This is a genomic window from Alcanivorax jadensis T9 (genome assembly GCF_000756655.1).
Classification (GTDB): Bacteria; Pseudomonadota; Gammaproteobacteria; order Pseudomonadales; family Alcanivoracaceae; genus Alcanivorax; species Alcanivorax jadensis.
In genome coordinates this window covers 1-15,622 of the sequence record NZ_ARXU01000020.1, presented here as the reverse complement: position 1 = coordinate 15,622, position 15,622 = coordinate 1, and the positions used below count along the sequence as shown (strand labels likewise).

Below are 15,622 nucleotides of genomic sequence, written 5' to 3'. Positions count from 1 at the left end.
ACGTTCGAACTTTTCCTTTGCCACGGCTCAATACCTTTAACAAATTAACCGTAAATTTAAGATTTCTTGCCGCTGATGACTTCATCAGCGATATTCTTCGGTGCCTCAGCGTACTTCAGGAACTCCATGGAGTAACTGGCACGACCCTGAGACATGGAACGCAGATCAGTAGCGTAACCGAACATTTCAGACAACGGCACCTCGGCACGAATAATCTTGCCGGCCATGGTGTCTTCCATGCCCTGAACGATACCGCGACGACGGTTAAGGTCGCCCATCACGTCACCCATGTAGTCTTCCGGGGTTACCGCTTCTACCTTCATCATCGGCTCAAGCAGTACCGCGCCGGCCTCTTTCGCTGCGTTCTTAACAGCCAGAGCACCCGCCATGCGGAAAGCGTTTTCGTTGGAATCCACCTCATGGTAGGAACCATCGTAAAGGGTCGCCTTCACACCAAGGATCGGATAACCAGCAAGCACACCGGACTGCAGCTGCTCGTCGATACCTTTCTGGACTGCACCGAAGTATTCCTTGGGTACAGAACCACCATGGATCTGTTCCACGAATTGGAACTCTTCGTCACGATCGATAGGCTCAAACTTCACCTTCACGTGACCATACTGACCACGACCACCGGACTGCTTGACGAACTTACCTTCCACATCGGCAGCACGGGTAAAGGTTTCACGGTAGGCAACCTGCGGCGCACCGATATTGGCTTCAACCTTGAATTCGCGCTTCATACGATCCACGAGAATATCCAGGTGCAACTCACCCATACCAGAGATGATGGTCTGACCAGTCTCTTCGTCGGTTTTCACACGGAAAGACGGATCTTCCTGAGCCAGACGACCCAGCGCCAGACCCATTTTTTCCTGGTCGGCTTTGGACTTCGGCTCTACCGCAACAGAGATTACCGGATCCGGGAATTCCATACGCTCCAGCACGATCGGCTTGTTCAGATCGCACAGGGTGTCACCGGTAGTAATATCTTTCAGGCCCACACAGGCAGCGATATCGCCAGCCAGGACCTGCTTGATCTCTTCACGGCTGTTGGCATGCATCTGCAGCAGACGCCCTACTCGCTCTTTCTTTTCGCGCACAGAGTTCAGCACGCTATCACCGGAGTTCAAGATGCCAGAGTAAACACGAATGAAGGTCAGAGAACCCACAAACGGGTCGGTGGCGATTTTGAATGCCAGCGCAGAGAACGGTTCGTCGTCAGCAGACTTACGTGACTCAACGGTTTCCCCATCCGGCAAAACACCCTGAATCGCTTTCACTTCATCGGGCGCCGGCAGGAATTCGACAACGGCATCCAGAAGTGCCTGCACACCCTTATTCTTGAACGCAGAGCCACACAAGCCAAGAACGATTTCATTAGCCAGAACCTGCTGACGCAGACCCGCCTTGATTTCGTCGTTGGTGAGTTCGCCGTTATCCAGATACTTTTCCATCAGCTCTTCAGAGCCTTCGGCGGCCGCTTCAGCCATCTGCTCGCGCAGCTCGTCACAGCGGGCCTGGATGTCTTCCGGGATATCCCTCTCTTCGTAGGTCACACCCATGTCTTCCTCATTCCAGAAGATAGCTTTCATCCGGATCAGGTCGACAACACCCTTGAACTCATCTTCTGCGCCAATGTTGTACTGGATCGGCACAACCTTAGCACCCAGACGCTTGCGAATCTGCTCGCACACGGAATCAAAGTTCGCCCCAGCGCGGTCCATTTTGTTAACGAACACGATGCGCGGTACTTCGTACTTGTTGGCCTGACGCCATACAGTCTCGGACTGAGGCTCAACACCGGAGGACGCGCAGAACACCACAACGGCACCATCCAGCACACGCAGGGAACGCTCTACCTCAATGGTAAAGTCCACGTGCCCGGGAGTATCAATGATGTTGATACGATGCTGGTCGTACTGCTTGTCCATGCCCTGCCAGAAGGTGGTGGTCGCAGCGGAGGTAATGGTAATACCACGCTCCTGCTCCTGCTCCATCCAGTCCATGGTGGCAGCACCGTCATGCACTTCACCAATCTTGTGGGAAATACCGGTGTAGAAAAGAACACGCTCGGTGGTGGTAGTTTTACCCGCATCTACGTGGGCGCAGATACCGATATTACGATAGCGATTGAGAGGAGTCTTACGTGCCACGCGGCTAACCTCGATTCACTGATTCAAATATAGAAACCGGCCTGATCATAGGCCGGTTTCACTCGACTGCCTTCTGCCTTAGAAGCGGAAGTGAGAGAAGGCCTTGTTAGCCTCGGCCATGCGATGCACGTCTTCACGCTTCTTCATCGCGGAGCCCTTGCCTTCGGCGGCATCCATCACTTCGCCGGCCAGACGGGCAGGCATGCTCTTCTCGCCACGCTTACGGGCAGCGTCTACCAACCAACGCATTGCCAGAGCAGTACGACGGCTGGGACGAACTTCAACAGGAACCTGGTAAGTGGCACCACCAACACGGCGGCTCTTTACCTCAACGGCAGGACGGATATTGTCCAGCGCCTTCTCGAACATCTCCAGGGAATCAGCCCCTTTGCGTTCGGCAATGATGTCCAGAGCGCCATAAACAATACGCTCGGACACAGATTTCTTACCACTAACCATTACGTGGTTCATGAACTTGGCCAGAATCTGGCTTCCAAACTTCGGATCCGGGAGGATCTCACGTTTGGCGACAACGCGACGTCTTGGCATCGGATGTGTTCCTCTAACGTTCCCGCTTAGGGCGGGGAAATCTTCAGGTAATTCCGGAACGGCACACCGTCCGGACCTTACTCATCCCTCCGCAGCCATACAGCTGCGGCATTCAGAAAAGGGGCTCGGTTACTTCAATTACTTCTTGGGACGCTTGGCGCCATACTTGGAGCGACGCTGCTTGCGATCCTGCACACCTGCCGTATCCAGAGTTCCACGAACAGTGTGGTAGCGCACACCGGGAAGGTCTTTTACACGACCGCCACGGATCAGTACTACGGAGTGCTCCTGCAGGTTATGACCTTCACCACCGATGTAGGAAGATACTTCATAACCATTGGTCAGACGCACACGACACACTTTACGCAGTGCGGAGTTCGGCTTCTTCGGAGTAGTGGTATACACCCGAGTGCAAACGCCGCGACGCTGGGGGCAGCCCTGCAGGGCTACGGAGTCGCTCTTTTCTACCTTGCTTCTGCGCGGTTTGCGCACCAGCTGGTTTACAGTTGCCATGAAACTACTGCCTCACGCTTACAGTTCTGTGACAGAAACCGTCATCTGACAGCTCTGACACCCATTTACTGCCCATAGAACAGGGGGGCAGCGATTGTAGGGACCCCCCGGCATCACGTCAAGATGCCGGGGGTTCCGTCACTCGCCAGCAATCACTCGTCTGAGGAGCTGAGAGCCTCGGACAGGGCGGCTTCCACCTCGTCCATAGTGGGCGCTTCCGGCCCGCGTGCCTCGGCACGCTGACGGCGACGCTCCAGATGGTGAGCATAGCCAGTACCAGCCGGTACCAGACGCCCCACCACCACGTTCTCTTTCAGGCCGCGCAAATCGTCTTCCTTGCCGGTGACCGCTGCCTCGGTAAGAACCCGAGTGGTCTCCTGGAAAGATGCTGCAGAGATAAAGGACTCGGTAGCCAGGGATGCCTTGGTGATACCCAGCAACTGACGCTCGTACTGCGGCAGCATCTTGTCCTCGGCCTTGAGGTGTTCGATCTCTTCCATCACACGGGCATATTCCGCTTGCTCGCCCTTGATGAAACGGGACTCGCCCACTTCCAGGATCTCTACTTTACGCAACATCTGACGGATGATCGTTTCAATGTGCTTGTCATTGATCTTCACACCCTGCAGACGGTAAACCTCCTGCACCTCGTTAACGATGTAACGAGCCAGTTCAGATTCACCCATCAGGCGCAGAATATCGTGCGGGTTGAGCGGACCATCAGAGACCACCTCACCCTTCTCGACTTTCTCACCTTCGAAGACGTTCAGCTGACGCCACTTGTGAATCAGCTCTTCGTAGACATCACCACCGTCATCCGGGGTGATTACCAGGCGAACCTTGCCTTTGGTTTCCTTACCGAAGGACACGGTACCGGACTTTTCAGCCAGGATTGCCGCTTCTTTGGGGTTCCGCGCTTCGAACAGATCGGCAACACGAGGCAGACCACCGGTGATGTCACGAGTTTTGGAGGATTCCTGCGGAATCCGCGCAATCACGTCACCCACCGAGATGTTTGCACCATCTTTCAGGCCACACAGTGCACCACCCGGCAACAGGTACTGGGCCGGCATATCGGTATTGGGCATCAATACCGGCTTGCCCTTGCCATCAACCACACGCACCACTGGGCGCATGTCCTTGCCAGCGGCAGGGCGGTTCTGGGTGCCCAGCATTTCGATGTTGGTCAGGCCGGTCAGCTCGTCGGTCTGGTGATTTACGGTGATACCTTCTTCCATATCACCGAACTGCACCTTACCTTCCACTTCCGCAATGATCGGGTGGGTATGCGGGTCCCAGGTAGCAACGACCTGACCGCCATCAACCTGATCACCTTCACCCACGGTCACGGTGGCACCGTAAGGCAGCTTGTAACGCTCACGCTCACGGCCAAGCTCATCCGCTACCGCCAGATCGGCAGAACGGGAAACGATCACCAGACCATCTTTGTGCTGCACATGCTTGGCGTTGTGGAAACGCACCTTACCGCCATGCTTGATCTGAATGCTGGATACCGCAGAAGCTCGGCTCGCCGCACCACCGATGTGGAAGGTCCGCATGGTCAGCTGGGTACCCGGCTCACCAATAGACTGGGCAGCGATAACACCAACCGCTTCACCGACGTTGACCTGATGGCCACGGGCCAGGTCACGGCCGTAACAGGTGGAGCAGACACCCCAGCGAGTGGCACAGGTGATCGGCGAGCGCACCAGCACTTCATCCACACCCATGGATTCCAGCTTGTTGACCCATACTTCGTCCAGCAGCGTGCCAACTTCGGCCAGCACTTCATCCTGACTCAGCGGGTTCATCACATCACGGGCTACAACACGACCCAGTACGCGCTCACCCAATGCCTCAACCACGTCACCGCCTTCGATCAGGGGCGTCATCAGCAGGCCTTCTTCAGTACCGCAATCCTCAGCGGTAACCACCAGATCCTGTGCCACGTCGACCAGTCGACGAGTCAGGTAACCGGAGTTCGCTGTCTTCAAGGCGGTATCGGCCAGACCCTTACGGGCACCGTGAGTAGAGATGAAGTACTGGAGTACGTTCAGACCTTCACGGAAGTTGCTGGTAATGGGCGTTTCGATAATGGAGCCATCAGGCTTGGCCATCAGACCACGCATACCAGCCAGCTGACGAATCTGGGCCGGGGAGCCCCGTGCACCGGAATCGGCCATCATAAAGATGGAGTTGAAGGAGCCCTGCTCTTCATCTTCGCCGTCACGGTTTTTCACCACTTCGACACGCAGGTTTTCCATCATTGCCTTGGCGATGTGGTCATTGGTACGCGCCCAGATATCCACCACCTTGTTATAACGCTCGCCGCGGGTCACCAGACCGGAAGCAAACTGCTCCTCAATCTCGCGCACTTCGTCTTCGGCAGCATCAATCATGGTGTACTTGGCATCCGGGATCACCATGTCTTCCACACCGATGGAGGAACCGGACAAGGTGGCCTCGCGGAAGCCCAGATACATGAGCTGGTCAGCAAAGATACAAGTCTCTTTGGTGCCGAGAATCCGGTAGCAAGTGTTAAGCAGCTTGGAGATGGCTTTCTTGGTCATGTTCTGGTTGACCATGGCAAAGCCCAGACCCGTCGGCACGATATCCCACAGCTTGCAGCGGCCGGGGGTAGTATCGGCAATAAAGGTGCGCTCTTCCACGCCGCCTTCCAGATCTCTTACCACTTCGTGAACACGCACTTTCACCCGGGCATGCAGATCTACCTGCTTGTTGGCCAGGGCGCGCATAACTTCTTTGGTGTCGGCAAAAATCTGGCCTTCACCCTTGGCATTTACCTTGTCACGGCTGATGTAGTACAGACCCAGCACCACGTCCTGGGTCGGGCCGATAATCGGCTCGCCGTTGGCCGGGGAGAGGATGTTATTGGTCGACATCATCAGCGCACGGGCTTCCAGCTGGGCTTCCAGGGTCAGCGGCAAATGCACCGCCATCTGGTCACCATCGAAGTCCGCGTTGAAGGCAGCACACACCAGCGGATGCAGCTGGATTGCCTTACCTTCGATCAGTACCGGCTCGAACGCCTGGATACCCAGACGGTGAAGGGTCGGCGCCCGGTTCAGCATCACCGGGTGTTCGCGAATCACTTCAGCGAGGATGTCCCACACCTCGGCGGTTTCGCGCTCGACCATCTTCTTGGCAGCTTTGATCGTCGTGGCCAGGCCACGCGCTTCCAGCTTGGCGAAGATAAACGGCTTGAACAGCTCCAGGGCCATTTTCTTGGGCAGACCGGTCTCGTGCAGCTTCAGAGACGGACCTACCACGATCACGGAACGACCGGAGTAGTCGACCCGCTTACCCAGCAGGTTCTGACGGAAACGACCCTGCTTACCCTTGATCATGTCAGCCAGGGACTTCAGCGGGCGCTTGTTGGAGCCAGTGATGGCGCGGCCACGACGGCCGTTATCCAGCAGCGCATCCACAGATTCCTGCAGCATGCGCTTTTCGTTGCGCACGATGATGTCCGGAGCGCTCAGGTCCAGCAGACGCTTGAGACGGTTGTTCCGGTTGATCACCCGACGGTACAGATCGTTCAGGTCGGAGGTGGCAAAACGACCACCATCCAGCGGTACCAGCGGACGCAGATCCGGCGGCAGAACCGGCAGCACAGTAAGGATCATCCACTCCGGCTTGTTACCGGAATCCTTGAAGGCTTCCATCAGCTTGAGACGCTTGGACAGCTTCTTCAGCTTGGTATCGGAGTTGGTGGATTCCACTTCCTCACGGAGGATCTTGATCTCTTCGACCAGGTCCAGCTCCATGAGCAACTGCTGTACGGCTTCGGCACCCATTTTGGCTTCGAATTCGTCGCCGAATTCTTCCAGGGAGTCGAAGTATTCTTCGTCGGTCAACAGCTGGCCACGCTCCAGAGTAGTCATACCCGGCTCGGTGACCACAAAGGATTCGAAGTACAACACCCGCTCGATATCGCGCAGGGTCATATCCAGCATCAAGCCGATACGCGACGGCAGCGACTTCAGGAACCAGATGTGCGCGGTAGGGCTAGCCAGCTCGATGTGACCCATGCGCTCACGGCGAACCTTGGAGAGGGTGACTTCCACGCCACACTTCTCACAGATCACACCACGGTGCTTGAGACGCTTGTACTTGCCGCACAGACACTCATAGTCCTTGATCGGACCAAAGATGCGCGCACAGAACAGGCCATCCCGTTCCGGCTTGAAGGTACGATAATTAATGGTTTCCGGCTTTTTCACTTCGCCGAAAGACCAGGAGCGGATCAGATCCGGCGGTGCCAGAGAGATCTTGAGTTTATCAAACTCCGTGACTTGTCCCTGACTTTTAAGCAGATTCAGCAGGTCTTTCAAGGCCAGTCCTCCGTAGCGAGCTTTACGCTCTCAATTCTTTCCTAAACCCGGGTAACAACACGAGCCGCTCTCCTCACGGGAGAGCGGCGCACATTGCTTCAGTCGTTTTCCAGCTCGATATTGATACCGAGAGAGCGGATTTCCTTCAGCAACACGTTGAAGGATTCCGGCATACCCGGGTCCATACGGTGATCACCATCCACGATGTTCTTGTACATACGAGTACGGCCATTCACATCATCGGACTTCACGGTAAGCATTTCCTGCAAGGTGTAGGCGGCGCCATAGGCTTCCAGCGCCCACACTTCCATCTCACCGAAACGCTGACCACCGAACTGCGCCTTACCACCCAGCGGCTGCTGAGTTACCAGGCTGTAGGAACCGGTGGAACGGGCATGCATCTTGTCATCCACCAGGTGGTTCAACTTCAGCATGTACATGTAGCCCACGGTGACCTTGCGATCGAACTTCTCACCGGTACGGCCATCCCAGAGTTGCATCTGACCGGAACGGTCGTAGCCGGCAAGCTCCAGCAGTTCCTTGATCTCGAATTCCTTGGCACCGTCGAATACCGCGGTTGCCATGGGAACGCCACCAACCAGGTTCTGGGCCAGCTCGATGATTTCGTCATCATTAAAGCTGTCCAGATCTTCCGGTGAACCACCGGCACCTGCCTTGTTGTAGATCTTGTCGAGGAAGCTGCGGACTTCCGCCACTTTCTTCTCTTCGGCCAGCATTTCACCGATGCGCTCGCCCAGGCCCTTCGCAGCCCAACCCAAATGGGTTTCCAGGATCTGCCCCACGTTCATACGGGACGGTACACCCAGCGGGTTCAACACCACATCCACCGGCACGCCGTGCTCGTCGTACGGCATATCTTCTTCCGGCATGATTACGGAAATCACACCCTTGTTACCGTGACGGCCAGCCATCTTGTCACCAGGCTGGATGCGACGCTTGATGGCCAGGTAAACCTTGACCACTTTCAGCACACCGTGAGCCAGATCATCGCCACCGGAGATCTTGGCCTGCTTGTCCCGATAGCGCTCGTCCTGCTCTTTCTTGTGCAGTTCCAGATACTGCTGGGCGCGCTCAAGCTGCTCGGCCACATCATCGTCGGCCGGGCGCAGTTCGAACCATTTTTCCGCGTCCAGGTTATTCAGGGCGTCGGCAGTCAGCTCAGTGCCACGCTTGAAGCCGGCGCCGCCGTTGACCTTCTTGCCCACCAGCACGGTGCGCAGACGCTCCATGATATCCTGCTGAACAATACGGAACTCGTCCTTCAAGTCCTTGCGGAACTGGTCCAGGGAGTCCTGTTCGATCTGCTTGGCACGCTCGTCTTTTTCCACGCCATCGCGGGTAAAGACCTGTACATCAATCACGGTACCCTTGACGCCGGAAGACACTCGCAGGGAGGTATCTTTCACGTCAGAGGCTTTCTCACCGAAAATGGCACGCAACAGCTTCTCTTCCGGGGTCAGCTGGGTTTCACCTTTCGGTGTTACCTTGCCCACCAGGATATCGCCGGCACCCACTTCCGCACCGATGTAAACAATGCCGGACTCGTCCAGCTTGGACAGTGCGGCCTCGCCCACATTGGGAATATCGGCAGTAATTTCTTCCGGGCCCAACTTAGTATCACGGGCAATCGCGGTCAGCTCCTGAATATGGATGGAGGTGAAGCGATCTTCCTTCACCACCCTCTCGGAAATCAGGATGGAATCCTCGAAGTTGTAGCCATTCCAGGGCATGAACGCGACGCGCATGTTCTGACCCAGAGCCAGCTCACCCATGTCCACGGACGGACCGTCAGCCATGATGTCCCGCGCGGCAACCTTGTCGCCCACCTTCACCAGCGGACGCTGGTTGATGCAGGTGTTCTGGTTGGAGCGGGTGTACTTGGTCAGGTTATAGATATCAACGCCGGCTTCGCCTTCGGTGACTTCATCGTCGTTAACACGGACGATGATGCGCGAAGCATCCACCTTGTCCACCACACCGCCACGCTCGGCAACCACACAAACACCGGAATCGCGCGCCACATGACGCTCAAAGCCTGTACCTACCAGCGGCTTGTCGGCACGCAGGGTGGGCACAGCCTGACGCTGCATGTTGGAACCCATCAAGGCACGGTTAGCATCATCGTGCTCCAGGAACGGAATCAGGGACGCCGCCACAGACACCACCTGGCGAGGCGAGACATCCATATGGGTAATGGTGTCGCGCTCCATCACGGTAAATTCGTAACGGTGACGCACAGTCACGAAGTCTTCTTCGAAACCGCCCTCTTCCGTCATCTTCGCGTCCACCTGTGCAATCACACACTCGGCTTCTTCGATAGCTGACAGGTATTCAATTTCTTCGCTGACCTTGCCATCAATCACTTTCAGGTAAGGCGACTCCAGGAAACCGTACTCATTAGCGCGAGCGTAGGTGGCCAGAGAGTTGATCAGACCGATGTTCGGACCTTCAGGGGTCTCGATCGGACACACACGACCATAGTGAGTCGGGTGAACGTCGCGCACCTCAAAGCCGGCACGCTCACGAGTCAGACCGCCTGGGCCCAACGCGGAAACACGACGCTTGTGAGTGATCTCGGACAGCGGGTTGTTCTGATCCATGAACTGGGACAGCTGGGAAGAGCCAAAGAACTCTTTAACAGCAGCCGCCACCGGCTTGGAATTGATCAGATCCTGAGGCATCAGGCCTTCGGATTCCGCCAGGCTCAGACGCTCCTTGACCGCACGCTCCACACGCACCAGACCCACACGGAACTGGTTTTCGGCCATTTCACCCACGGAACGCACACGACGGTTACCCAGGTGATCGATATCATCCACCACACCGTTACCGTTGCGGATATCCACCAGGGTGCGCAGCACTTCGATGATGTCAGAGGTCTCTTCGCCCATCTGTGCGAAGTACTGCTTGCCTTCCTCGTCACTACGGGCACTGAAGTAGCGACCGTCATAGAGGATGCCAGGACCGGTTTCATCTTCGCGACCGAGACGACGGTTGAACTTCATCCGGCCAACGCCAGACAGGTCGTAACGCTCGTCGGTGAAGAACAGGTTCTTGAACAGGTTCTCTGCCGCTTCCTTGGTCGGCGGCTCACCCGGACGCATCATGCGATAGATCTCGACCAGCGCCTCCAGCGGAGTACGGGTCGGGTCGGCACGCAGGGTGTCGGCCATAAATGGGCCGTTGTCCAGATCGTTGGTATACAGGGTTTCGAAATAGTCGATTCCGCCCTGCTCGAGCTTTTCCAGCGTTTCCGCAGTCAGCTCGGTATTACACTCCACCAGGATCTCGCCAGTGTCCTGGTCGATAATGGATTTGGCCAGGTACTTGCCCTGCAGGTATTCAGCAGGAATCTCCAGGTACTCGATATTGGCCTTTTCCAGCTGGCGGATATGGCGCGCAGTAATACGACGACCACGCTCCACCACGACCTCACCGTCAGCCAGGATATCGAAGGTCGCGGTTTCACCACGCAGACGCTCCGGCACCAGCTTCATACGGTAAATGCCGTCTTCCACTGCGATTTCGTTGGTCTCGAAGAACATCTCCAACACTTCGTCGGAGGTATAGCCCAACGCACGCAGCAGGATAGTCGCCGGCAACTTGCGGCGACGGTCGATCCGTACGAACACCTGGTCCTTGGGATCGAATTCGAAGTCCAGCCAGGAACCACGGTAAGGAATCACCCGAGCGGAATACAGCAGCTTGCCGGAAGAGTGAGTCTTGCCTTTATCGTGATCGAAAAACACACCGGGTGAACGGTGCAGCTGGGACACGATGACACGCTCGGTACCATTGATCACAAAGGTACCGTTTTCGGTCATCAGGGGCATTTCGCCCATGTAGACCTGCTGTTCACGGATATCCTTGATGGCGCCACTGGATTCCTTGTCATAAATGACCAGACGAATCCGTACGCGCAGCGGCGCAGCGTAGGTGGTACCACGAACAGTACATTCTTTTACATCAAAAACAGGCTTGCCGAACTCATAGCCGGCATACTCCAGCGCTGCATTCCCGGAATAACTTGAAATCGGAAATACTGACCGGAAAGCGGCTTCCAGACCCTGGTCCAGACGCTCTTCTGCACTTTTATCTTGCTGCAGAAATTTACGGTAAGAATCGAGCTGTATGGCCAGAAGGTACGGAACCTCCATAACCTTCGGAAGCTTGCCGAAATCTTTGCGGATCCGCTTTTTCTCAGTGAATGAGTATGCCATCTGCGTTCCTCAGCTGTTGATCTATCACCCTTGGGTGATATTCCTGTATGAAACCTCTCACACAGAAACGACAAAAGGCTGGCAGCCCTCAAGCTGCCAGCCGGTGCCTTTCCGCATTATTGTGGAAAGACATTGCGCAAATGCGCTTACTTGAGCTCGGCAGTACCGCCAGCCTCTTCGATCTTTTTCTTGATCTCTTCGGCTTCGTCCTTGGACGCGGCTTCTTTAACAGGCGCAGGAGCACCTTCTACCAGCTCTTTGGCTTCTTTCAGACCCAGGCCAGTTACTTCACGGACAGCCTTGATCACGCCAACTTTCTTGTCACCGAAACCGGTCAGAACAACGTCGAACTCGGTTTGTTCTTCAGCGGCAGCAGCTTCGCCACCAGCAGCTGCAGGAGCAGCAGCAACAGCAGCAGCGGCAGTAACGCCGAATTTCTCTTCCATGGCCTCGATCAGTTCAACGAGGTCCATAACGCTCATATCGGCGATAGCGCCGAGGATATCTTCTTTGGAAACGGCCATTTTCAATCTCCTAAATCACCACACGGGCGATCCGATTGGATCGGGTAGTTACGCAGCCTGACAAATCAGGCGGCACTCTGTTTCTGGTCCTTGACTGCAGCAACCGTACGAACAAACTTGCCGGGCACCTCGTTGAGGGTACGTACAAATTTGGCCACCGGGGCCTGCATAACGGACATGAGCTGAGAAAGTGCTTCGTCGCGAGTCGGCAGCTTGGCCAGGACATCAATATCCTGAGGACCATACGCTACACCACCCACAGCCAGAGCCTTAACTTCCAGCGCGTCATTGTCTTTAGCAAAATCCTTGATGAGACGAGCAGCTGCGCCCGGATCATCCTGGGAAAAAGCCAAAACAGTGGGGCCAACCAGTACGTCGTTCAGACACTCATAATCAGTGTCTTTCACGGCGAACTTCGCCAGCGTATTACGTACCACTTTCAGGTACACGCCGGTTTCACGGGCCTTACTACGCAACTCAGTCATCTGAGAAACAGTGAGACCACGATAGTCAGCAACCACAGCAGACAGCGCTTCAGTAGCTACAGCATTAACCGAAGCAACAATCGCCCGTTTGTCCTCCAGATTCAAAGGCATGTTTACCTCCTGGATTCACAAACATTAACCGTCAAAATCGACTGCAATCTGATTTCGAGGCGGTCGCCAGGGTCGGTTTCCCGACCATTATCGCGGAGCCACAACCTGAACAGATCAGGAAACAACTACCGCGCCTGCGCAGGCGGTTACCCCTTAATCCCGGCTTGTTACTTGCCTCATAAAGGCAGACTCCAAACAGAACCGGAAACCTGCGGTCTTTGACGCCCCGACAAGACACTCATAAAGAGTGAGTCATCGGGATCAAAGCCCTTGCGAGCCTGGCCAACTGCTCCAGGCTCAAATTACTTACATCGCCAGAGACGCCGGATCGATATTCAGACCGGGGCCCATGGTGGTGGACAGGGTTACTTTCTTGAAGTAAGTGCCCTTCGCGGAAGACGGCTTGGCTTTCTTCAGGTCAGCCAGCAGTGATTCCACGTTTTCCTTGATCGCATTGGAGTCGAAACCCACTTGACCCACGGTGCAGTGCACAATGCCACCCTTGTCGGTGCGGTAACGAACCTGGCCACCCTTGGCGTTTTTCACTGCCTGGGCGACATCAGGAGTCACAGTACCCACCTTCGGGTTAGGCATCAGACCACGGGGACCCAGGATCGTGCCCAGCTTGCCAACAACACGCATGGCATCCGGGGACGCGATCACTACGTCAAAGTTGATTTCGCCGCCCTGAACCTGCTCGGCCAGGTCGTCAAAGCCGACAACATCAGCACCAGCTTCTTTCGCTTCTTCTGCCTTGGCGCCCTGAGCAAACACCGCTACACGAACGGTTTTGCCGGTACCATGAGGCAGCACAGAGGCGCCACGAACATTCTGGTCAGATTTACGCGGATCAACACCCAGGTTGACCGCCACGTCCAGAGATTCCTTGAATTTCACCGTGGACAGCTCGGCCAACAGGGCCACCGCTTCTTCCACTTGATAGAGCTTGCCAGCTTCTACTTTTTCCCGGATGGCACGGGTACGCTTGGACAACTTAGCCATTGGTTAACCCTCCACATCCAGACCCATGGAACGGGCAGAGCCCGCGATAGTGCGCACGGCAGCATCCAGATCCGCGGCGGTCAGATCAGGCTCTTTGGCCTTGGCAATCTCTTCCAGCTGCGCACGGGTTACCTTGCCCACTTTCTTGGTGTTCGGCTCACCGGAGCCGCTCTTGATACCGGCCGCTTTCTTCAGCAGGTAAGACGCCGGCGGCGTCTTCATGGTGAAGGTAAAGGAGCGGTCGCTGTATACGGTGATCACAACAGGAACCGGTGCACCGGCATCCAGCTGCTGAGTCTGGGCGTTGAACGCCTTACAGAACTCCATGATGTTCACACCGTGCTGACCCAGAGCGGGACCAACCGGCGGGGACGGGTTAGCCTGAGCAGCTGCAACCTGCAGCTTGATGTAGGCTTGGACTTTCTTCGCCATCGTAAGACTCCTTGGGTGCAAACGCCGCGCCAGATGCGGGCTCCCCTCAGGTTGTCAAAACACCCCGGCCACTTTTCAGCGACCAGGGCACCTAAATTAATACTGCCGAAACAGGATCAGGTTTTTTCGACCTGACCAAACTCCAGCTCTACCGGCGTGGAGCGACCGAAGATCATTACAGCCACCTGCAGGCGACTCTTTTCGTAATTCACTTCTTCAATCACGCCATTGAAGTCAGCGAAGGGACCGTCGTTGACACGTACGACTTCGCCAGCCTCAAACAATGTCTTCGGCTTCGGCTTCTCTACTGCATCATCCATACGACGCAGAATGGCATCCGCCTCTTTCTGGGTAATTGGTGAAACACGGCCCGGATTTTTCGGGTCCTCACCAATAAAGCCCATCACTTTCGGGGTTTCTTTTACCAAGTGCCAGGAGTCATCACACATCTCCATCTGCACCAGCACATACCCTGGGAAAAACTTACGCTCGGACTTGCGCTTTTGGCCGCCCTTAATCTCTACCACTTCTTCGGTAGGAACCAGAATCTCGCCGAAAAACTCCTCCATAGAACGCAATTTAACGCGCTCTTCCAGGGCGCGTTTTACGTGCTTCTCGAAACCCGAATAGGCATGTACCACATACCAGCGCTTTGCCATGTTTACCCCTTAGCCAATAACCCAGGACATGAGCCCACCGAGGATCCAGTCGAGCACAAACAGCAACAGGGCCACAATCACAACAAAGACAAGAACAATCATCGTGGTTTGCAGGGTTTCCTGACGCGTCGGCCACACTACCTTGCGCAGCTCAACCATGGAATCCTTGCGTAGCTGATTGAACGCCTTGCCCTGCTCGGTCTGCAGAGCAAAAAACACTGCGACCAGGGCAACAGCAACAACACCGACCACCCGGTAAAGAGTGGGCTGCTCGGAGAAGTAGCCATTACCGACAACAGCAGCGGCCACCAGACCAACTACCAGCAACCACTTCACCGCCTCGAAGGCGGCAGAGCCGGAACGTGCTTCTGTTTTCTCGCTCATCTTACGATGCACCCCACCACCCAAGCGGCAGCCTTGGGAAAATTGGCAGGCCAGGAGGGACTCGAACCCCCAACAGCCGGTTTTGGAGACCGGTGCTCTACCAATTGAACTACTGGCCTGTAACTCTGAAACCTTTAAATAAAACAGGGTGGCAGGCTAGCCCGCCACCCTTTTTCACCGCGATGATTACTCGGTGATTTTGGCAACCACA

The 15,622-nt window shown here is 55.7% G+C and carries 11 protein-coding genes and 1 tRNA gene; all 12 read right to left on the bottom strand.

Translation table 11 applies throughout. The features are described from left to right. Positions 1-56: 56 nt before the first annotated feature. Positions 57-2,156, bottom strand: a complete 2,100-nt coding sequence (gene fusA, locus T9A_RS16345) for an elongation factor G (RefSeq protein WP_035250679.1) — start codon at positions 2,154-2,156, stop codon at positions 57-59. A 78-nt stretch (positions 2,157-2,234) separates the two neighbouring features. Next, positions 2,235-2,705, bottom strand: coding sequence for a 30S ribosomal protein S7 (gene rpsG / locus T9A_RS16340; RefSeq protein WP_035250676.1), 471 nt, complete (start codon positions 2,703-2,705; stop codon positions 2,235-2,237). 138 nt (positions 2,706-2,843) lie between these two features. Continuing rightward, positions 2,844-3,218 (bottom strand): 30S ribosomal protein S12, encoded by a 375-nt coding sequence (gene rpsL / locus T9A_RS16335; RefSeq protein WP_035250673.1) that lies wholly within the window; start codon positions 3,216-3,218, stop codon positions 2,844-2,846. A 152-nt stretch (positions 3,219-3,370) separates the two neighbouring features. Continuing rightward, complete coding sequence (gene rpoC / locus T9A_RS16330; protein WP_035250670.1) at positions 3,371-7,573, bottom strand: DNA-directed RNA polymerase subunit beta'; 4,203 nt, start codon at positions 7,571-7,573, stop codon at positions 3,371-3,373. Positions 7,574-7,671: 98 nt separating this feature from the next. Then, a complete protein-coding gene (rpoB, locus tag T9A_RS16325) occupies positions 7,672-11,814 on the bottom strand; it encodes a DNA-directed RNA polymerase subunit beta (RefSeq protein WP_035250667.1) in 4,143 nt (1,380 codons plus the stop codon). 146 nt (positions 11,815-11,960) lie between these two features. Further along, positions 11,961-12,338 (bottom strand): 50S ribosomal protein L7/L12, encoded by a 378-nt coding sequence (gene rplL / locus T9A_RS16320; RefSeq protein WP_035250664.1) that lies wholly within the window; start codon positions 12,336-12,338, stop codon positions 11,961-11,963. Between the two features lie 65 nt (positions 12,339-12,403). Continuing rightward, entirely contained in the window at positions 12,404-12,934 is a 531-nt protein-coding gene (gene rplJ, locus T9A_RS16315) for a 50S ribosomal protein L10 (protein WP_035250661.1), read from the bottom strand. Between the two features lie 306 nt (positions 12,935-13,240). Further along, positions 13,241-13,936 carry a 50S ribosomal protein L1 gene (rplA, locus tag T9A_RS16310; RefSeq protein WP_035250658.1) on the bottom strand — a complete coding sequence of 232 codons (696 nt, stop codon included), beginning with the start codon at positions 13,934-13,936 and terminating at the stop codon, positions 13,241-13,243. Positions 13,937-13,939: 3 nt separating this feature from the next. Next, positions 13,940-14,368: a 50S ribosomal protein L11 gene (gene rplK / locus T9A_RS16305; RefSeq protein WP_035250655.1), complete on the bottom strand. Its 429-nt coding sequence runs from the start codon at positions 14,366-14,368 to the stop codon at positions 13,940-13,942. Positions 14,369-14,484: 116 nt separating this feature from the next. Continuing rightward, a complete protein-coding gene (nusG, locus tag T9A_RS16300) occupies positions 14,485-15,027 on the bottom strand; it encodes a transcription termination/antitermination protein NusG (protein WP_035250652.1) in 543 nt (180 codons plus the stop codon). A gap of 9 nt (positions 15,028-15,036) precedes the next feature. Continuing rightward, entirely contained in the window at positions 15,037-15,411 is a 375-nt protein-coding gene (secE, locus tag T9A_RS16295; RefSeq protein WP_035250682.1) for a preprotein translocase subunit SecE, read from the bottom strand. Positions 15,412-15,454: 43 nt separating this feature from the next. Then, positions 15,455-15,530 (bottom strand) — tRNA-Trp (locus T9A_RS16290). Positions 15,531-15,622 lie beyond the last annotated feature (92 nt).